This is a genomic window from Butyrivibrio proteoclasticus B316, from assembly GCF_000145035.1.
GTDB classification, from domain to species: Bacteria; Bacillota; Clostridia; order Lachnospirales; family Lachnospiraceae; genus Butyrivibrio; species Butyrivibrio proteoclasticus.
The window spans coordinates 3137727-3157518 of record NC_014387.1; the positions used below are offsets into that span (position 1 = coordinate 3137727).

The following is a 19792-nucleotide window of genomic DNA, read 5'->3' on the forward strand; positions in this document are numbered from 1 at the left end:
GAAATAAAGCTATGGATTAGGGATTTTTTATCTAAGTATATATGTATTCCACATTTCTTCGGTATAAATCTTTTCACGCTCATTTAACGATGCATATTGCATCAGATTATTGATAGCGTTCTCCTGATTATCATCATCGGCCGCATACAGGATTATTTCACCTGCATTCATAATCTCTACGTCATCAAGCGGATCATTGTTTTCTTCATCCATGTAATAAACCTTATCATACTCCAGAAGCTCATCAGTAAGCCTCCATACGTTATGAGGCGTGGCCGGATTGAACATTACAACTGCTACTTTATCATGTCTTTCAGATGCAAATGCAATCTTCTCCCTATCCTCCGGATAAATGAACAATACTCTATTATCGATAAACAACCCCTTATACAAGGTAACAACCGTTATGCAGCATAGAGCTATTCCAATGATAGTACTTGCGCCTTTCTGTGAATGTTTTTTTTCAGCGTCACCATCAGTATCTCCTATATGCCATATTACGCCAAGCCTGTGTATTGTTACCGCTAGTATGATTATCCCAAGACCATAGGCAGGCATCTCATATCTGTTAGAAGCTGCCCCAACTAAAAGTGCTGTCTTTGTAGTGATCAAAAAATACCCTATAGTACCAATTATCAGCATTACAAAATCTGCTGTAAAAACTCTTTTACCATAGTCATTATCATAGTTTTTATCAGTTATTGTATTGTCTTTTGCATATTTAATGATTCCAATTATTGCAAGCACAATGATCGTCCCAATGATCATCCACAATAGACCTGCAAATACAAAGTCATTTAAAAGCCCTGCAAAGAAAGACAGTCTCATCAACGTATTTCCGATGTCAAACAAGCTTCCTGCCGCCTCATTGCCCCTGTATCCACCCAGCATGTGATGAAGACTTGCAGGATACGATATGACAGCCAGGCCAAGTGAAACAGCACAACTGATCACATAGGTGATTCCATATCGTATGTTCTTATTAAAAAACACTATCCATGCAGTATAGGCTATTCCTATAGAAACAAAAAAGAACAAATAAAAGTATTGCGTAAGAAAACCCAAATAAGATGTCACAGCTACCGGAAGGATATACATTCCATACTCTTTAAGTGCTCCAACAAAACTGACTTTCTGAGTTTCTTTGTGCTCAGAAGCATTTAAGGTTTTCATGGATTTATAATCCTGTACCAACCTGATATGTAAGTAAGCACACAGCGCGACAAAAAATGACAGCCAGGCATACATTCTCGTAAGCATATTCCCTGATATAGTTTGAGGATTAAATCCATAGAATAATAGGCCAAGCATTTCCATTAAGAATGACACCCTTAGTCTCTTGAGAATAAGGTCAAGTACTAAAAATGTAAGAGAAAATGCAATCAGATTAGTTATGATACCTGTCCATTTCGTAAATACACCCGGAAATAGCGAACAGATCGTATGAAAAATCATATAATAAAAAGGCGGATGCACATCCCAGGACTGAACAAGTGCTACAAGTCCATAGTTAAAGCCTTCGCCATTTTTGACAACAAATTCATCTAATATCGTCTGCCTATCCTGCCACTCTCTATCTGGCTGGTATAAGCCCACGCTTCTGTTAGAAGAATAATAGGTATAGTACTCATCCTCATGAAATCCCGCCTTCTGATAGCCAAAATAAACATTTACAATTATCGATAACACAAAAATGAGTAAAATGCCACATTTCTTCATTAGTTCAAACCTCTTATTAAGGCATGGAGTTTACGTACAAATCTTGGTGCAGGCGCAAGTATCATAAGATATGCCTTTTGCTTACCTGTCAGATAACTGTTTCCTAGTATCTCACCCAGATTGCCTCTGATATTTCTGACAACATTCATATAGAACTCGTTATCTTTAGTCATCTTGGAAACAGGAATATGTAATAGATAGTCCAGTCTCTGAACAGCCCCAAATCGCTTAGCCACGCTCTCAAGTTCCGGAAAATCTTTTTTAACCAGTTCGAGAACAACATCTGCATTTCTGACAATGTCAGTAAAAACAGATGGAAAATAGTCCTTGTCCTCAACTTTTCTACGTGAGTTACTTCCAAGCCTGTAAAAAACATGATAATACTGCCAAGGTAAAATAACTACCTTGTTGACCATACCAAGCATATGTATCATCAGGAAGAAATCTTCATTAAGCTCTCCCTCCGGAAAAAGCATATCATCAGTAAAAAGAGATTTCTTTACAAGTTTAGTACAATAAGACGCATCACCTGTATGCATCAAAAGAGTCCTGAAATGCTCAGATGGCTCAATTACTGTTACTTCCTGCGGAGGAATTACTACGTCAGCCCTCTTTGTGCCATCTTCTGATATTTCATCTCTCGAAATCTGGATCATATCAGCATCATACTCAATAGCTGCTGACATAAGTGCAGAGTACATACGACTATCTATATAGTCATCACTATCTACAAATCCGATATATTCGCCTGACGCATGTCTTATTCCAACATTTCTGGCGCTACTGGATCCACCGTTTTCTTTGTGGATGGCAGTAACATTTTCAAATCTGGCCGCCAATTCATCAGCAACCTTGCCGGTTGCATCAGTGGAGCCATCGTCTACAACTATAATTTCAAGAAGATTTTTGGGGTAATCTTGATACACAACAGATTCTACACATCTTCCTAACAAATCTTCAATGTTATATGCAGGAATGATAACAGATATCTTCTTGTCAAACTCAGGCATTTACTTCCTCCGGAATCTGCATCTGCTTATAAAGGTCATAGCCTACAGTCAGAATAATTGCAAGCATGGCAACTGTCAGCGGCCATAAATATGTAACCGTAGCACCAAATAAGTATCTTGTATAAGTGATCATAGATATTACCTGCAAAAATGCGCATACAGGCAGTCTCTTATAACTATAAAGAGCATAAACTACTGCCAGCATCTCCGGCATATATCCATATCTCTCATGCATTACAGGCAAGCAGAAACAGCACAGCTCTGCAGTAAATATAACTAGCGTTATCATAAACTTCTCAGTTATTTTAAACTTCTTGTTGTACATATAATAAGCAATCATGCCGAAAATGATCACTGTAGCCATAACTCCGCCTCTTATTATCAGGCGTCTCACGCTTCTATCAAGATCTGATGTTATTATTGTATATATGCTGGGGTAATTCATGGAAAGTCTTGTAAACATTTCTACCTGATTACCATATATTCCCAAAAGGTCTCCCCATGTTCTTCCGGCTATAGCTGCAGGAATCATGGAAACAACATGGAACACAGGAATAACAAGGATATATCTGATCTTTATCTTATTTTTAAGCCACATTAGAATGATAAATGGCATAAAAAAGATTGCCTGCTGCTTGAAACTATAAGATATTGCCAGATACAAAAATGCTCTAAAATCATTTCCCTTTAATACATGAAGAAGTGACAACAGGATAAAAGCTGTATATATAGAATCATTCTGTGCCCAAGCTGCGCTGTTCAATACAACAGTTGGAAGGAACAGAACTGCAAAATAAGCAAGCATTCCCTTTTTTATATCTCTGCCTGATACATGATAAGCAATCCTTCCAAGGTTAACTGCACAGACAAAGTCAAAAATAACCGACAATGTCTTGACCAGATACATATCACTAATATTTCCGCCAATATAGTGGAGTATTACGATCAAATACTGGAACATACAGTTATAGTCAAAAGTACTTGCATCAGATACTCCCGGTTTGATACCAAGATATGCAAAACCACCTGCTGCATGACATTCTTTCATCCAGTCTGCAAAAGCTGTCACATAGTCTCCTGATTTAACATCGTACAGTGAAAACCTGAACATCATCCCAAGAGTAGTCAGGACAATCGCCACGAGGATATCGAAGCATTTAATCTTCACATCGCCAATTTCAAATTCAACATCAAAAATCCTATCAATAGTTCTCATTACTTTACTCTTATTCCAATCTGTTTTTTTCCTGCAAAGAGCGGATAAATCCGGCAGGGCGTATATTAGTTGCAAGACTCACAGGTCCGCTTGCACATGGTCTTGGCTCTCTCCCGTCTAAAAATTCTTTTGAGAATCTGACAAGTTCCTTCGCTCCATTTTGAGCATTCCATTCTCTTGTCATAGTCTCTTTTGCTCTTTTGCCAAACTCTCGAATTTTATCTCGATTTTCAAATAAATACAAGACCTTGTCTTGCAAAGCCCTTATACTGCCATTTTCATATGTAAGTCCATTTACGCCATCTCTTATCAGAAAAGGCACAGCGCCAGCTTCATGTGATGCCACCACCGCGCATCCACATTCCATAGCTTCATTTACAACTGCTCCCCAGCCTTCCAGATAATTACTTGTAAAAAGATATATATCCGCCTTTTGCATAAAGTCTATTACTTCGTCAGGTTTTTTCCCTCCATGTAATGCAACTCTGCCCTGCAGATTGTATCTGTCTATCAAAGCCTCTATTTCTGCCTTCTTATTGCCATCTCCAATAATATCCATATGGAAACTATAGCCTTTATCATTAAGTAATCTGGCTACTTCAATTGCATGCTCGCAGTGCTTGAGCTCAATGATCCTTCCGGCCCAGCAGATATTCACACAATCAGTTAACTCAGGCTTAACATAATCTTCGTTCTTGATCTGCGGAAAATAGCCCCATCTCAGTTTTTTCCCCGGATAACTCCTTATAAGATCGAAGTCTGAAGCAACATATGCCCCGGCGCACAAAAGATATACAGGCTTGTTTCTAAATCTGATATGCTCCCTATACTTGGCTATAATACCCTTAGGACTTATAAACTTCCACTGACCCTCCCTGTAAATTCGCTCACTTACTCTAAAGGTCAGCTTACCGGATGATAATCTTTCCTGTTCAATATCAGAAATGAGTCCGTCAGACCACCCCAGGATTGTTACATCACTATCCAGAATAAGCCGTTTACACTCATTTCTGTCTTCGTAAAAAAGTGATACATATGGAATGTCTGTAACGTCAAGAGCCCATCCCATTTCCACTCTTTTCTCCTCCATAGGAGATGTCTGGATAAAGTGAAATTCTACATCCTCCATGCTGTTCATAGCATTACAAAAAGGAAGCTGATGATGATTTATGTAATTGGAAACAAAGGTAACTACCATTCCTTTATCCATCTGATAATCCTATTCTCATGAAGTAATATCTCTGTATATGCTGATCAGCTTCTTGTAGTTAGTATCCGGATCATGCGATAAAAGGGCATGCTTTCTGGCATTATCGCCATAGACTCCTGAAATAACCGGTTCATCCCACATCTGTATAACAGCTTCTGCAAGCCCTCTATAATCACCTTTCTCAAAGAAGCTACACTCTTTATTTCCCTGGATCACACTTGGCACGCCACCCACTTTTGCAGCAACGATCGGCATCCCTAGAAGCATTGCTTCTGCCAATGAGTTTGGTGAATTTTCCACAACAGATGCACATACAAAAAGACTGCTTTCAAGCATTTGCTGCTTCATTTCCTCTTCGCTTAGCATTCCCACCATAGTTACTTTTTTCTTAAGCTTATTTGTAGCTATAAGAGATCTGATATACTTGCCATAAGCGCTAGCTCTGAGGAAATACGGATACTTGCTCTGCCCCTTGCCTATTATGTTATTACCTGCAACATAAAGGTGGGCATCCGGATATTTTTCTAAAATAAGTGGCATTGCTTCAAGCACAAAGTGAAACCCTTTTAGAGGATAATCTCCCTGGGATAAAAAGATACTATGAGGTCTGACATTTTTTTCTTCCCACTTTCCTGTGTAAAAAGCAGGTCTCATAGTCTCATTCATAGAAAAATACCTTGCCTGAGGATTAATTTTAGAAGTCTCCTCTTTGTCAAAAGCGGTTCTTCCTGTGATATTTCCTGTTAAGAGAATAGCCTCTCTTTCATGCTCAGCGCGAACTCTATATTTTTCCTGCTGCTGCAAAAGAGAATCCTCTTTAAGTCTGTCTCTGATAGTAGCTGACTGCTGCACCTGCTCCGGTATTTCTGCCATGTATTCATCAGCAATTCTTGAGCAAACACCCTGAATTCCCACAAGTGCTCTGTCAGGATTGCCAAAAGACCTGAGCATGGCAAGTGTATGCGGAAATTCTGTTCCGAATATATGAACAATATCCGGGTTAAAGTCATCTAGTATCTCTCTGAATCTATTCTCTATTGTCCCATCGTACTTCTCAGGGTGAGATAAATCTTCAACAAAGCTATAATATGTTACCCCGCCTATTTCCTCTTTGGAAGCATCGGATTCTGAGCCTACAGGGAAACATACTCCAAGCTCAATTTCTCTTTCTGCAAAAGGCTCCCTGTTTATTCTCTCAAAGCAGCCCGAAAGCCATCCTTCCCTTGAAGAATATTGGAGATTGTGAGCTTTGGCATAAGCCGGAAGCATAATATTACACAGCCATAAAACTTTCAATATTACTCCTCCTTACCACCTTTTATTCCATAGATTGCTGTCTTAACAGCATTATAAAAACCTGCTGTTATTTTATTAGAGGCAAGAGCAGTCCTTAATTTAGACAAGGTTACTATTCTTAGAAAATCATATCTTCTTATCTGTGCTCCTGTCAGATAATGTTTAATGATTTCTTTTCTCTCTTCCTCTGAAAGCTTCTTATTCTGATCAGAGTAGCCTCCGCCTTCATAGCTTGAAACAACAATAGGCACATAGTATGTGGATGCCTTATCACGATAAAAGCATCTAAGAAACTGCTCATAATCTGCCCTTACCTTGTAATTAAGGTCAAAAGGATTCTTGTATATAAGTCTCTCATCATAAAAGCAGGCCTGATGAGACGGAACGTTTCTATAACATGCGTAATCGTTAATTTGCGGATTTGAAGCGACTTTATGCCCAGTCTGTCTGTCAAAAATATCGCCATAATAAATTGCAGGAAGCGTTGTTCCCTCTCTGGCATTTTTATTATTTATCGCATCATGCATATTCTTTAAGACATTTTCATCATAAAATCTGTCGCCACAATTAAGGAAAAAGATATATGATGGTTCTTCACCGGCTTTTAATAGTTTTACTTCCTCAGTGTTTTCCACATCATCCCTGATAGCCCTGTTTTCAATTATCCTGCTCTTCAAAAAGGCAGTGGCTATATTCATTCCGTGGTATATTCCATTGTCACAGCTCTCAAGCAACGTAATAGTCTTATCAATGCCTGCGCCGGCAATAGCTACATCATATTCTTCCTTCAATTTCTCTATAGAGCCATCTGTAGACATTCCGTCTTTAACGAGAATTCTGTAATCTGTAAAAGTCTGTTTCTCAACACTTCTTATTGTTTCGAACAGTTTTTCTCCCGGATTATAGGATACTATGATAATTGTAAAAAAGTTTTTCTTCATAGCATAAGTCTCCCTTAATAGTAGCCTCTTTCTGAAAGAGTAAGTGGCAGATCGTGAAAAAGAAAAGTCTGATAAGGCAAAATTCGAATTCCGTCATTAGCAGCACCTCTCATATAGAGGGCAAAATACATAACGCATGCTATTATAGTACAAGCTGTTAATGCCTTTTTCCTTGTATCATCTTTTATCTCCATAATAAGTGATGGTACAAACAATAGATGCGTCACAGTCATATAATATCCAACTCTTGAAATAACGGGTATAAATGATCCAAACACATACAGAACAAGCGCCATGATATTACAAATAAAGTAAAACCTGTTTCTCCTGCTATCTCTTATGGCATCTTTATACAGCCAAAGAGAAAGAGCCAATATGACCACACACCTTACTATATTAACAATACTTGTTCCACCCTCGAGATACTCTGTATCTTTATAGGACGGATACAGCATGATTACAATCTTAAGATAATAATCCTTCAGGAAAAGACATGAAACGCCAAGAATCCCAAATCCAACATACATCCATCTCTTCCAATTCAGCTGTGCAACTATGTATAAGAGTAATACAAGTAAAAGCGATTTATGGAAAAGACTTCCCATCAAAGTTACCAGCACAAATCGCGGCCAGTCCCTGTTAATTACATATTTAACCGAATAAAGAGCTATTGATAATGCCAGATAATATCTCACAGTGCTAAGTGACTGAAAATAATACCCGAGGAGCATGAACATTACAATGCTCATGGTAAACCATTTGCTCTGTTCATACATTGCCTTCATAAAGAAATAAATTGTAGCAAAGGCAAAGATAGCAAATATCAAAACATAGTTTTCAAATCCGCACAGAAAATATATAACCCTGGCCAAAACATTGAAGCCTACCTCTGTCGGAACATAAGCACGGCTATAGGCAAGATGCATCAGCTCGACATAATTAAGGTAATCATTTCCAACATTTAATCTAAGTGAAGAAACGGCAAAGAGCAGCACAAAAATAATAAGGCAGGTGACATGATTAACCATCTGTTGCCTGCTCATACCCTGATATATGCGGATACTTCCTCCGTCTTTGTCAGTTTGCTTAACAAGTAGTGCCATCAGCAGCACTATCACTGTAAGAGATAAATAAACTGCCATTTATTCTTTGATCGTCCTTCCATGTCTGATACCTGATAAAAGAACTCTATAACACTTAAAAAGTCCCATTTCAGCACACATAGTCAATCTGTTCTTGTACAAAAATCTAAATCCAAGCGCGAAGGCCATTCCACCGTATAAAAAGTGGTATAAAACGCCCCTGTCAAAAAAGAATTTTTCTGTGTATCCTTTAAACCAAGTAGACTCACTTACAAGCTCATGGCCGATTGCCACATCAGTCCTGTATACAGAAAGGCCTGCTTTCAGACAATCATGCAAAAAAAGGCTGTCCTCACCATTCATATATGGTGCTCCACCGCCAAACAAAAGGGAATATCTGACTCCACTCGAAATCAGCTTATCTCTCCTGGCGCATATGGCATAAGCCGGATATCTGCCATAGTTTTTCCACGTAACTTTGGCAAAATCCTCATTCCAGTATGTCTCTCTGCCCGGCTGAGCTTTAACATTAAAAAGAAGTATATCCGCCTTTGGATGAGCATCAAACTCTGCTAATATCTTCTGAGCATATCCGCTGTCATATACTATGTCATCATCTCCAAACTGGATGATTTCATGGTCTGAATTATCCAGCGCCAGATTCCTTGATCTCCCGACGCCTTTTTCATGGCGCCTCATAATTTTGATCGCGTGATCTCTAAATATATATTCTTCCGACTCTTCTGCACAAGACTTCTCATCCTGCCCAATAAGCTGATTTACTATAACCGCATCAGATTCAATATTCATAGCCTCAGGCAGCTTTTGAGCATCCTTATTGACTGCCGAAACAAGAATCTGTAGTCTCTTATCACTCATATCTTTTACCATCATTTAATACCATAGTAGCTACGCATAAATCTACTGTCAGCTCTTGCTATAACGATACCAAGAACAGGGCATTCATGTTTCTTGAGCTGCGCAAGAATATGTTCTGTCATTGCTCCATTTCTTGTTCCAAACGGAACACACAGAATAACTCCATCGCAGGTTCCTATTTTCCTGTAATTATCAAGAACTGTTCCCGGAACTGCCATTGGTATAAGCCTGACGTTTGCACCGGCATCTGTTCCTGAAATAATTGCACTTATGGCTTCAGTGTCCGCTTTAGATACCTTTTCATCTTCAACACTGTCAGTTGAAATAACAGCAACCTGTGTATAACCTTCTGTTGCCTTATTTAGCCCTGCAATCAACTCATTCTTAAAGAAATCGTCCGCTTTTTTACACTGGATTCCAAGAACATTTACAGAATATCTTTTTTCTGCATCCTCCTGGATATAAATTGCATCATCTATAGCTGCGATAAGTAGCATTATCAGAATAGCAACAACTGCAGCACAGATAGCACCAAACACAGCAGCCGCAAAGCTTCTGTCTGAATAAGTAACAAGTTTTGCTTCGTCTATGCTAAGGCACTTTATTGAATCAAAAGCCTTATTACTGCTTCCATATTCTTCGAGAGACTTAACACTCGCACGAAGTATCGAATCAGCAAGCTCTTTGTCAGAATTCTCAGCCGATAAGAGCATAAGCCTTACATCAGAAGGAGTATCTGCATTTATAGAGGCAAGAAGCTCATCTTTTGTGATAGACTTGGCATCGCCATATGTTGCGCTGAGACCGTCAGATTCAGTGACATAAATCTGTTCTTTTTCCAGTTCAGCAATTATCGGATTCAAAATATCATCCGTAGGCATCAACATATGCTGCCATGTATATGCATTGTAGTGATCAACAAGAGTTCCCTTGTTCTCATCGTAGGCAAAGCTCACATATAGTCTCGCTTCAGCCCTGTAGCTTCTGGCAGGTCCATAGGTCACAGTAGCCAGAGTATATATGCCAAGACATATAGCAGCCCCTATTACAGCTGCCAAAGGCACAATCCAAATCTTCCTGATAAGTCTGAGATAAAAACATCTAAGATTCAGAGTTTCCTCTCTATGTCCCTTACTTCCTCTTTCCATCCCATTCTCCTAAGATGCTGATCACGTATTTTTCTGTGCAGTGATCTGATTATCATCAACACCCTCCGTACTGTCGGGCGTAAACAAAATCTTAACCGTCAAGAGCATCAGCTTAATATCAAGCCATACAGAATAATTCTCTATGTATGTCAGATCCAGCTTGAGCTTGTCATATGGAGTAGTATTATACTTGCCGTAAACCTGCGCATATCCTGCAAGTCCGGCCTTAACCTTCATTCTGAATGCAAACTCCGGCATTTCTTCCAGATACTGAGCTATTATCTCAGGTCTCTCAGGTCTTGGACCTATAAATGCCATGTCACCTACAAGAATATTAAACAGCTGTGGAAGCTCATCTATTCTGCATTTGCGGATAAACTTACCAATTGGAGTAATTCTCGAATCATTCTTGGATGCAAGTCTTGCCACCCCATCTTTTTCCGCATCGACGCGCATACTCCTGAACTTCATGATTTTGAATTCTCTGCGGTTCTGAGTGCATCTGACCTGCTTGTACAACACAGGGCCTCCATCATACAGCTTGATTGCAATAGCTGTTATGAGCATTACAGGGGATGAAAGAATTATGAGCAAAAGAGACAGCACAATATCTATAACCCTTTTAATTGCCCTCTGTTCAACCTTAATAGCATATTCCCTCAGCAAAAGAACCGGTGTATCAAAAAGATGCAGCTGAGTAGATCCTTTTAAAAGAACATCCGTTATCTTAGGCATAACATAAATTCTGATATTTCTGCCATAGCAATACTTAACAAGACCATTTCTGTACTGGCTTGGAACATCCCAAATAATGACTCCGTCATAATTTCCAAGGCACTCTTCATATATCTTCTCGATTCCCTCGGAAATGTTCATAGACTTAACTATGTCATATTTGTCTTTTCTCATATTGAACTTATGCGTAATATCATCTACCGGATATATTCCACTTACAAGCAAGAGTCTCCTTGGCCTGAATATCTTCATATACAAGCCATTTGTCGCATATGCCCACAAAAAAGAAATCGCCAGCTGGATCAGGAAGATCATAACCATCGGTGTTACCGTTACCAACCAGTTTCTCAAAAGAGATATCTGGAAATAAGATATGAAGTTTACCATGAAAAGGGCAAAAATCTGAGAAAAGAACACATCCATAGGCTTGAGATAGCCTATTTTCAGCCCTCCGTAAGTATTGGAAAAGAACAATAGAAGAATAAAGTAAATTCCAAGTATCAGAAGATGTCCTCTAAAATACAGCTTAAGTCCGCCGCCAAGCACATAACCATCCTGGCTGATACGAGTAGCTGCAACTATTGGATAATATGTTTTAAACCAAAAAAAAGCATAAACAGCGGTTTGCATCCCCAAACCAACGAATCCCAAAAAAAGCACAAGGATTCTCTTAGCTGATTCCACGTTTTTCATACGAAATCCCCTTTTTGCAGATCATAATCTTCTAAGTGTAGCTCTGACAGCCCATCCCACAAAATAAAAAACAGACTGTATTATCGAAAGATCCGCAATATTTCTATACAAAAACCAAATTCTCTGTATAGCGATAAATTTATTTGATGACAACGATCTTGCCGGCCTTCTGTAAATGGCAAGGTTTTCATCCAATCCATAAGCCACATACCCGCTCTTAAGTATTCTCCACCACGTAGCTGTATCTTCGCTCGGAACCTGAGGCATATGGATTATCTCCATGTCAATTTTCTCTGTATCGAACATTACTGTAGTAGTGAAGATAACAGTTCTGGATAGAGCCTGCCTGAAGCTTAGCGTCTTCGGTGCCCTTACTATCTTACCTGTCGGATTTGCCTTGTCGTCACCAAACTCATATGAGTGAAAAGAAAAAGCCGCTCCGGTCTTCTCCATAAAAGCAATCTGCTTCTGAAGCTTATCCGGCATCCAGACATCATCCGCATCCAGAAAAGCAATATATCTACCGGCTGATGCATCTATCCCGGTATTTCTGGCAGCGGCTGCGCCTTCATTGACACTTTTTCTAATGAGCCTTACTCGTTTGCCCTGACTTGCAACTATTTTCTCAATGAGATCGGCACTCCCATCTGTAGACGCATCGTCTATCAGAATAAGCTCCCAATCCTTGTAGGTCTGCCTGCTCACCATATCAATTGTAGTCTCTATATATTTAACTGCATTGTATACCGGAACAATAATGCTGACCATTATAACTCCTCTTTTACAATGTACATAGGACGCTTCTTGACCTCAAGATACGCTTTGGACAGATACTGTCCAACAATTCCAAGGCAAAAGAGCTGAACTCCGCTCACAAGAGAGATGATACAAACAGTAGAAGCCCAGCCAACTGTATTGTTAGGATCTCCAACTGTAAGCTGTCTGACTACTATAAATATTATAAAAATAAGGGCTATAAAGCAGAATAACACGCCAAATACTGACGCCATAGCAAGCGGTGCAGTTGAGAAAGCCACAATTCCATCAAGTGCATACAAGAACAGCTTCCAGAATGACCACTTGGTCTCACCCTTCTTCCTCTCAATGTTCTCAAATTCAAGCCACTTTGTCTTAAATCCGACCCATCCAAATATTCCTTTGGAAAAACGGTTATATTCCTCAAGAGAAAGGATCGCATCTACAAACTGCCTTGTCATAAGTCTGTAGTCTCTTGCTCCATCCACAATTTCAGTCTTGGACATCTTATTGATGATCTTGTAAAACTGCCTTGCAAAGAAAGATCTGATAGGCGGCTCGCCCTTTCTGTCTACTCGTCTGGTAGCCACACTGTCGTATCCTTCCTCAGCGATACACTTAAACATATCAGGTAAAAGAGCCGGTGGATCCTGGAGATCGCAGTCCATAACCACCACATAATCTCCCTTGGATTTCTGAAGTCCGGCATACATGCCCGCTTCCTTACCAAAATTTCTTGAAAAGTTTATGAGATGCACTCTCTCATCTTTTGCATGAAGCTCTTTAACAATAGAAACAGTATCATCTTTTGAGCCATCATTTACAAAGATAAGTTCTATATCAACATCTCTATCCTTGAAAAAGCCCTCATATTTAAAAAGTTCATTATAAAAATCTACTATATTCTCCTGCTCGTTATAGCATGGGACAATAACGCTTAACAGTTCCATTACAAAATCTCCATAATCAATGTTTCATTTGATTGCGCCATAAACGCATACTACCGCAATCCTATCAAATATTTTACACTTATCCCCCGGTTCTTTCAATGGCAATCACTATTTCCACTGCATCCTGTATTCCAGGGGACTTATACCTTCTATCTGTTTGAATATCCTTGAAAAATAATAAAGCGGAGTTATCCCGCACCTGCTTCCTATTTCCTCAACAGTTTCATCCGTAAATCTCAGCATCTGCTTGGCATGTGTAATACGTGTGATTAGCAGATAATTGATGATTGACGTGCCATACTGCTCTTTAAAACCTCTCGATAAAGAGTACTTGTTTACCAAAAACATATCTGCCAGCATATCTAGGCTGATCTTCTCAGAATAATGCAAATCAAGGTAGTCTTTCAGATTCATGATCGTCTTTGAGTTGTTCGAAACCTGCGCTGCCTCGGGATTCCAGCTAAAGCTCATTAGAAAGGTAATAAGCGTTGACAGATACTCATTTATTCTTATATCTCTGATATAATCTGAAGATCTGGCTGTTTCGTCAATATTAGTCCATATTTTCTCAGGTTCCAGACCACTATCAGGTCTAAAAACCGGCTGTCCACCTCTCTCTACATATTTAAGATAAATGGGCAGCATGCTTTCACCATTAAAGTGAATCCATTCCAGCGCCCATAAGTCTTCTGAAGTCCTGTGAAGATAAGGATTTTTACAATTTATAAAAACGCAGTCTCCGCTTTTTACTGTGTATTCTCTTCCTCCATAATCAAGTGTTCCACTTCCCTCTTTTACATAAAAAAATAGAAATGAATCCAGATTCTGTCTCTTACTTGTATGAGTTTTCTTGGCTTTCAGCTCACCTATTTCCTGCAAATACATCAGATTTGATTTAGCAAACTCTGATGGCGTATACAACATTCTGTTGGAAGATACATATTCACCCTGAAACAATCTTTCCTGCATTTATGCTGATCTCCTCTTTATACCGATAGCAAAAGAAATAATATAGCGATAACATGTGTATTTAATACAGTTTCATACATAGTATAATTGTCATGTCAAGATAATGCAAATCAAAATCAAGAAAGTGAATTTTCATACTCTTTTTTTGTCTTTATAATAAGCAGGAAATATGCAAATTATGTTCTAAATTGAGAGGAAAAAAATATGGCTAAAAAAGCGCTTATTACTGGTATAACCGGTCAGGACGGATCTTATCTTGCAGAGTTCCTTCTTGAAAAAGGTTATGACGTTCACGGAATAATCCGTAGATCTTCTGTTGACTACAGAGAGAGAATCGCTCATCTTGAGGGACACCCTAACTTCCACCTTCATTATGGTGATCTTGGCGATTCCATGAGTATTCTTGGTGTAGTTGGCAAGGTTCGTCCTGATGAGATCTACAACCTTGCAGCTCAGTCACACGTACAGGTATCTTTTGATTCACCTGAGTTTACTGCTGATGTTGACGCTACAGGTGTTCTTAGAGTATTAGAGGCAGTTCGTCAGTGCGGACTTGCTGATACATGCCGTATTTATCAGGCATCTACTTCTGAGCTTTATGGTAAGGTTGAGGAAGTTCCTCAGAGCGAGAAGACTCCTTTCCATCCATACAGCCCATATGCTGTTGCCAAGCTCTATGGTTACTGGATCATCAAAGAGTATCGTGAAGCTTACAACATGTTCTGCTGCTCAGGTATTCTCTTTAACCACGAATCAGAGAGACGCGGTGAGACATTCGTTACACGTAAGATCACTCTTGCAGCCAGCAGAATTGCTCAGGGCAAGCAGGACAAGCTTTATCTTGGTAACCTTTCCAGCCTTCGTGACTGGGGTTATGCCAAGGATTATGTTGAGTGCATGTGGCTCATTCTCCAGAACGATAAGCCTGAAGATTTCGTTATCGCTACAGGTGTTCAGCACTCTGTTCGTGAATTTGCACAGCTTGCTTTCCACTATGCTGGTATCGAGCTTGAATTCAAGGGTGAAGGCGCTGATGAAAAGGGATATGACAAGGCAACAGGTAAGGTTCTTGTAGAGGTATCTCCTGATTTCTACAGACCTACAGACGTTGTTAACCTTTTAGGTGATCCTACCAAGGCTAAAGAGAAGCTTCACTGGAATCCACAGACAACATCCTTCGAAGAGCTTGTTAAGATCATGGTTGAACATGATATGAAGAAGGTTGCAGTTGAAAGAGCTAACGAGCACGTTAAATTCAATCTTGCTGAATTCCTTGAGAAGGGTATCGATAAATAAGAAAGAGGCGATCAAAGTGGAAAAAAACGCTAAGATTTATGTTGCAGGCCACAGAGGAATGGTTGGTTCTGCAATTGTAAGAGAACTTAATAAACAGGGTTATACAAACATTATTACCAGAACACACAAAGAACTTGACCTCACAAGACAGGATCAGGTTGAGAAATTCTTTGCAGAGGAAAAGCCTGAATATGTATTCCTTGCAGCTGCCAAGGTTGGCGGAATCATGGGTAACTCAGAAGCTCTTGCAGATTTCATGTATGAGAACATGATCCTTGAGATGAACGTTATCCATTCAGCATGGCAGAACGGATGCAAGAAGGTAGAATTCCTTGGATCATCATGCATTTATCCTCGTATGGCTCCTCAGCCAATGAAAGAAGACTGTCTTCTGACATCTGAGCTCGAGAAGACCAATGAGGCATACGCTCTTGCCAAGATTTCAGGTCTTAAATACTGTGAATTCCTTAATAAGCAGTATGGCACAGATTATATCTCTGTAATGCCAACTAACCTTTACGGACCAAATGACAACTATCACCCAACACATTCACATGTTCTTCCTGCTCTTATTCGTCGTTTCCACGAAGCCAAGGAGCAGAACCTTCCATACGTAACATGTTGGGGTGACGGAAGCCCACTTCGTGAGTTCCTCTATGTTGATGATCTTGCAAATCTCTGTGTATTCCTTATGAATAACTACAGTGGAAACGAGACAGTCAACGCCGGAACTGGTAAAGAGCTCACTATCAAAGAGCTCACTGAAAAGGTTGCAGCTATTGTAGGCTACACAGGAGAGATTCGCTGGGATCCTTCTAAGCCAAACGGAACTCCTCGTAAACTTCTTGATGTTTCCAAAGCTGAAAAACTTGGCTGGAAATACACTACAGAGCTTGATGACGGTATCCGTCTTGCTTATGATGATTTCCTTCATAATCCTATGAGAGCAGAGCGCTAATAGATAGCAAAAAATAAGCCATGCAGGAATTTATTTTTCCTGCATGGCTGTTTTTTTATTAATGAAATTCACAGGCTATAAAAGTCTCCCCATTTTCATTACAATAATATGCAATTCCTACTGAAGTAAATGAACTACGTACAAGATTCGCATAATGTTTAGGACTAAGAGTCCATGCATATACTACATTTTCCGGTTTTTGTTGTGTAGAATTAACTGCATGGGCAAGGTTTTCACCATTAGTCAGGTTAGAGACAGTATACCAGGCCTTTCCATTAGGACGTATATGTGAAAACTTTTGAGCACATTCCGAAGCTCTGATTTCTGCAATATCCTGTAAGTCCTCATCCATAGTAAAAGCTTCAAGCCCGGCAGACTCCCTGACCGCATTCATCATAGTCAGAACATCATCCTCACTTGAAGCTTCCGCAGTTATCGGCACATAAAGCATCGAAACCGTCATAATAGCCATTAAAAGCATTAAAATCTTCTTCATAAAGTACCCCCTTACCTCGCAGTCGAGCAATACCTCTACTACAATGATACTTTATTTAGACGTATTGAAATATATTTATGAACTTTATTTAATACATTTAATGTAATTTTTAGAAATTATTCCAAATTGATTAATATTTATTTCAGTGTTCCTGTTTTGAAACAATCCCACTTGTTATACCATACCCAATGAATTGTAGCTCTTCACTAAGGTCTTTTGTTGCCGCAGGAAAATACTTGTACCCGATCCTGTCGCCTTCTTTTGGATAATAAAACGTAACTCCTGATATTTCAAACGACTCTACATCATACTGTCCGTAATCCTGTTGAGTAAAAAGATTTGCTGTATTATATCCAGGTATATCCGCTCTTACAAGATTGACGCCCTTATACAAAAGCCATATCACAAATATCAGAGCAAAAGCCACAATGCTTCTTCTCGTAAACTTGTTCTCATTTCCTATGTAATTAAATAGACGAATAAGAAGTCTTCCAAACACAATCGCAAATGTCAGGCAAACATATACTTCCCCATATCTTATAAGCGGAGCTGTAAAAAGCCAAAATACAAGGCAAGCTACCATTGTTCCGCTTACAGTAAGAAAATCAGCAAAATTAACCATTCTGCGATCACTTATATTAAATACTTTATTATCTTTGAGCTTAGCCTTTTTATTTATTGCTATTGCAAAGAAATAAATTAGACAGACAAAATATACCAAGATAGCAGCGATATCCAAGATTACCATTACCCTATTCATCCCGTGGATTCCGGCAAACCATGGACCAATCCAGTCTTTAAAAGGCATATCCCCATATGTCGCTACGTCTGTAAATCCTCTTCCATAGGTTTTAATTTCCTTGGCATCATAATCAGCCAGTCCCTTAGGAATCTTCCATGCCACATTAAATAAATCCACGGAAGTAAACGGATATACAAGCCATCCCGAAATTATTACATTTCTAATGAGGAAGGGAACAACAATAATAAACGCCAATAATACGGAAAGTCCCAGAGCTTTCATAGTCTTGGCACTTCTATTTGTTATAAGCCTGTATATAGGAATAATAGCAAGAATCAATATTGGAGCTGCTGAAAGCTTAATAGTAACTGCATATACACCAAGAAGAGAAAGCATAATGTACGGCACATATGATCTCTCATGCTTAACATTCATATCAAGCCATCTAATAACAATATAAAATACAATCGTGGATAAAAAATAATCAGATGCCGGAGCAACCATTTCATCAAATATTGTAAAAAGATAGTAAATACCCATTACTCTGGCAAAATCAGACAGTATAGGATGTCCTCTTCTGACAATATCCTTAATATCGATGCATTCCCAGGCAAGCATCAAGGCACAGAATCCTGCCATTACATGATAAGATTTTCCGGAAAGAAAGCTCATACTATACAAGGCTGATAATGCAAAAGATGCGCTATTATAAGCAAGCCTTACATGAAGATTTCCAAGCCCCTTAATTACACCATAATCTTCTATCCAATGGATGGCCTGCGCATGATACAGATCAGAATCATAATGCATTATTCCGTGAGAAGTACCATAAGCCATTATCAGGAAAATTGCCAAATACAAATAACCGCTTCTTCCCGAAACAAAAAGTCTTAGCACTTCTACAAGATCAGCTATAAGTTCATTTCTATAATAAACCGCAATGACAACACAAATTGTTATCATTAAGAAATTAGCCACAAGTCCAACGCCTTCAAAAAGGCTATAAATCTCAGCATAGGTAGTGTTAACAACAAGTCCGGCAACAATATAACTTGTTCTGAAATGTGCATTATACTTTCTGTATGCCCCCTTGCCCTTCTGAGAATGCATACAATCAAGAGAAGTTATGAACTTAAGCAATGCAAAGCCGGTTAAATAAGTAGTGGCTATCACATATATCCAAATAAGAACAACTGACAGCATTAACTATTTTTCTCCCAAATAATATTATCAGCTTAAGTTACAGACTATGATTCCTACAACAATTCCGAGAATGGCTCCAAAAAGAACCTGAAGTGGAGTATGACCAACAAACTCTTTAAGCCTTTCTTCTACCGGAATATCGCTGTCGAGTTCCTGGAACCAGTCCATCATATTGTTGATAACTTTAGCCTGAATACCAGTCTCTCTTCTGACCCCCATCGCATCATGCATGACAATCAGTGCCAGAACTCCTGAAATCGCGAATTCAAAACTACCTGCTCCAAAATAGTAAAAAGCACTTGTTACCAGTGCCATGACTGTTGCTGAGTGGGAACTTGGCATACCTCCATCTCCGGTAAGTCTCTCTGCATTAAACTCCTTGTTAACAAGAACATATATTATAGTCTTGAGAATCTGGGCAGAAAGCCATCCAAAGAAAGCTGCCAATAATAGTCTATTATTTAGTAAATCATTAAAAAATTGCATATAAAAA

At 39.1% G+C, this 19792-nt stretch carries 18 protein-coding genes; 2 read left to right on the top strand and 16 right to left on the bottom strand.

Annotation, left to right across the window (positions count from 1 at the left end; genetic code table 11):
- Window positions 1-27: 27 nt before the first annotated feature.
- The 13 genes from BPR_RS13020 to BPR_RS13080 all read right to left on the bottom strand — a co-directional run bounded on the left by BPR_RS13020 (window position 28) and on the right by BPR_RS13080 (window position 14604).
- Window positions 28-1719: a hypothetical protein gene (locus BPR_RS13020; RefSeq protein ID WP_013281950.1), complete on the bottom strand. Its 1692-nt coding sequence runs from the start codon at window positions 1717-1719 to the stop codon at window positions 28-30.
- On the bottom strand, window positions 1719-2729 hold the full coding sequence (locus BPR_RS13025) for a glycosyltransferase family 2 protein (protein ID WP_013281951.1): 1011 nt from the start codon (window positions 2727-2729) through the stop codon (window positions 1719-1721). Before BPR_RS13025 ends, BPR_RS13020 begins: the two co-directional genes overlap by 1 nt.
- Window positions 2722-3945: a hypothetical protein gene (locus BPR_RS13030; RefSeq protein WP_013281952.1), complete on the bottom strand. Its 1224-nt coding sequence runs from the start codon at window positions 3943-3945 to the stop codon at window positions 2722-2724. The genes BPR_RS13025 and BPR_RS13030 overlap by 8 nt, the downstream gene beginning before the upstream one ends.
- Before the next feature lie 10 nt (window positions 3946-3955).
- Window positions 3956-5155: a glycosyltransferase family 4 protein gene (locus BPR_RS13035; RefSeq protein WP_013281953.1), complete on the bottom strand. Its 1200-nt coding sequence runs from the start codon at window positions 5153-5155 to the stop codon at window positions 3956-3958.
- 15 nt (window positions 5156-5170) lie between these two features.
- Window positions 5171-6451: a glycosyltransferase family 4 protein gene (locus BPR_RS13040; RefSeq protein WP_013281954.1), complete on the bottom strand. Its 1281-nt coding sequence runs from the start codon at window positions 6449-6451 to the stop codon at window positions 5171-5173.
- A gap of 2 nt (window positions 6452-6453) precedes the next feature.
- Window positions 6454-7392 (bottom strand): glycosyltransferase, encoded by a 939-nt coding sequence (locus BPR_RS13045; RefSeq protein ID WP_013281955.1) that lies wholly within the window; start codon window positions 7390-7392, stop codon window positions 6454-6456.
- A 14-nt stretch (window positions 7393-7406) separates the two neighbouring features.
- On the bottom strand, window positions 7407-8534 hold the full coding sequence (locus tag BPR_RS13050) for an EpsG family protein (protein ID WP_013281956.1): 1128 nt from the start codon (window positions 8532-8534) through the stop codon (window positions 7407-7409).
- On the bottom strand, window positions 8535-9353 hold the full coding sequence (locus tag BPR_RS13055) for a glycosyltransferase (protein ID WP_143754305.1): 819 nt from the start codon (window positions 9351-9353) through the stop codon (window positions 8535-8537).
- 11 nt (window positions 9354-9364) lie between these two features.
- Window positions 9365-10501 (bottom strand): YveK family protein, encoded by a 1137-nt coding sequence (locus BPR_RS13060; protein ID WP_013281958.1) that lies wholly within the window; start codon window positions 10499-10501, stop codon window positions 9365-9367.
- A gap of 21 nt (window positions 10502-10522) precedes the next feature.
- Window positions 10523-11929 carry an exopolysaccharide biosynthesis polyprenyl glycosylphosphotransferase gene (locus BPR_RS13065; protein WP_013281959.1) on the bottom strand — a complete coding sequence of 469 codons (1407 nt, stop codon included), beginning with the start codon at window positions 11927-11929 and terminating at the stop codon, window positions 10523-10525.
- 21 nt (window positions 11930-11950) lie between these two features.
- Complete coding sequence (locus BPR_RS13070; protein ID WP_013281960.1) at window positions 11951-12697, bottom strand: glycosyltransferase family 2 protein; 747 nt, start codon at window positions 12695-12697, stop codon at window positions 11951-11953.
- Window positions 12697-13635: a glycosyltransferase family 2 protein gene (locus BPR_RS13075; protein ID WP_013281961.1), complete on the bottom strand. Its 939-nt coding sequence runs from the start codon at window positions 13633-13635 to the stop codon at window positions 12697-12699. The genes BPR_RS13070 and BPR_RS13075 overlap by 1 nt, the downstream gene beginning before the upstream one ends.
- A gap of 108 nt (window positions 13636-13743) precedes the next feature.
- A complete protein-coding gene (locus BPR_RS13080; protein WP_013281962.1) occupies window positions 13744-14604 on the bottom strand; it encodes an AraC family transcriptional regulator in 861 nt (286 codons plus the stop codon).
- A 204-nt stretch (window positions 14605-14808) separates the two neighbouring features.
- Between BPR_RS13080 and gmd the strand changes: the two genes are divergently transcribed.
- Both gmd and BPR_RS13090 read left to right on the top strand, forming a co-directional pair.
- Window positions 14809-15900, top strand: coding sequence for a GDP-mannose 4,6-dehydratase (gene gmd, locus BPR_RS13085; RefSeq protein ID WP_013281963.1), 1092 nt, complete (start codon window positions 14809-14811; stop codon window positions 15898-15900).
- 16 nt (window positions 15901-15916) lie between these two features.
- Window positions 15917-16858, top strand: coding sequence for a GDP-L-fucose synthase family protein (locus BPR_RS13090; RefSeq protein WP_026661776.1), 942 nt, complete (start codon window positions 15917-15919; stop codon window positions 16856-16858).
- A gap of 58 nt (window positions 16859-16916) precedes the next feature.
- Here BPR_RS13090 and BPR_RS13095 read toward each other — a convergent pair whose 3' ends face one another.
- The 3 genes from BPR_RS13095 to BPR_RS13105 form a co-directional block, all read right to left on the bottom strand.
- Window positions 16917-17354, bottom strand: coding sequence for a CAP domain-containing protein (locus BPR_RS13095; protein ID WP_013281965.1), 438 nt, complete (start codon window positions 17352-17354; stop codon window positions 16917-16919).
- Window positions 17355-17496: 142 nt separating this feature from the next.
- Window positions 17497-19299, bottom strand: a complete 1803-nt coding sequence (locus BPR_RS13100; RefSeq protein WP_013281966.1) for an LIC_10190 family membrane protein — start codon at window positions 19297-19299, stop codon at window positions 17497-17499.
- Between the two features lie 27 nt (window positions 19300-19326).
- Complete coding sequence (locus BPR_RS13105) at window positions 19327-19785, bottom strand: divergent PAP2 family protein (protein ID WP_013281967.1); 459 nt, start codon at window positions 19783-19785, stop codon at window positions 19327-19329.
- Window positions 19786-19792: the final 7 nt, after the last annotated feature.

Coding starts and splice junctions, on each gene's coding strand:
- BPR_RS13020 (WP_013281950.1), bottom strand. CDS start 1,719: ATGAAGAAATGTGGCATTTTACTCATTTTTGTGTTATCGATAATTGTA.
- BPR_RS13025 (WP_013281951.1), bottom strand. CDS start 2,729: ATGCCTGAGTTTGACAAGAAGATATCTGTTATCATTCCTGCATATAAC.
- BPR_RS13030 (WP_013281952.1), bottom strand. CDS start 3,945: ATGAGAACTATTGATAGGATTTTTGATGTTGAATTTGAAATTGGCGAT.
- BPR_RS13035 (WP_013281953.1), bottom strand. CDS start 5,155: ATGGATAAAGGAATGGTAGTTACCTTTGTTTCCAATTACATAAATCAT.
- BPR_RS13045 (WP_013281955.1), bottom strand. CDS start 7,392: ATGAAGAAAAACTTTTTTACAATTATCATAGTATCCTATAATCCGGGA.
- BPR_RS13050 (WP_013281956.1), bottom strand. CDS start 8,534: ATGGCAGTTTATTTATCTCTTACAGTGATAGTGCTGCTGATGGCACTA.
- BPR_RS13055 (WP_143754305.1), bottom strand. CDS start 9,353: ATGAGTGATAAGAGACTACAGATTCTTGTTTCGGCAGTCAATAAGGAT.
- BPR_RS13060 (WP_013281958.1), bottom strand. CDS start 10,501: ATGGAAAGAGGAAGTAAGGGACATAGAGAGGAAACTCTGAATCTTAGA.
- BPR_RS13065 (WP_013281959.1), bottom strand. CDS start 11,929: ATGAAAAACGTGGAATCAGCTAAGAGAATCCTTGTGCTTTTTTTGGGA.
- BPR_RS13070 (WP_013281960.1), bottom strand. CDS start 12,697: ATGGTCAGCATTATTGTTCCGGTATACAATGCAGTTAAATATATAGAG.
- BPR_RS13075 (WP_013281961.1), bottom strand. CDS start 13,635: ATGGAACTGTTAAGCGTTATTGTCCCATGCTATAACGAGCAGGAGAAT.
- BPR_RS13080 (WP_013281962.1), bottom strand. CDS start 14,604: ATGCAGGAAAGATTGTTTCAGGGTGAATATGTATCTTCCAACAGAATG.
- gmd (WP_013281963.1), top strand. CDS start 14,809: ATGGCTAAAAAAGCGCTTATTACTGGTATAACCGGTCAGGACGGATCT.
- BPR_RS13095 (WP_013281965.1), bottom strand. CDS start 17,354: ATGAAGAAGATTTTAATGCTTTTAATGGCTATTATGACGGTTTCGATG.
- BPR_RS13100 (WP_013281966.1), bottom strand. CDS start 19,299: ATGCTGTCAGTTGTTCTTATTTGGATATATGTGATAGCCACTACTTAT.
- BPR_RS13105 (WP_013281967.1), bottom strand. CDS start 19,785: ATGCAATTTTTTAATGATTTACTAAATAATAGACTATTATTGGCAGCT.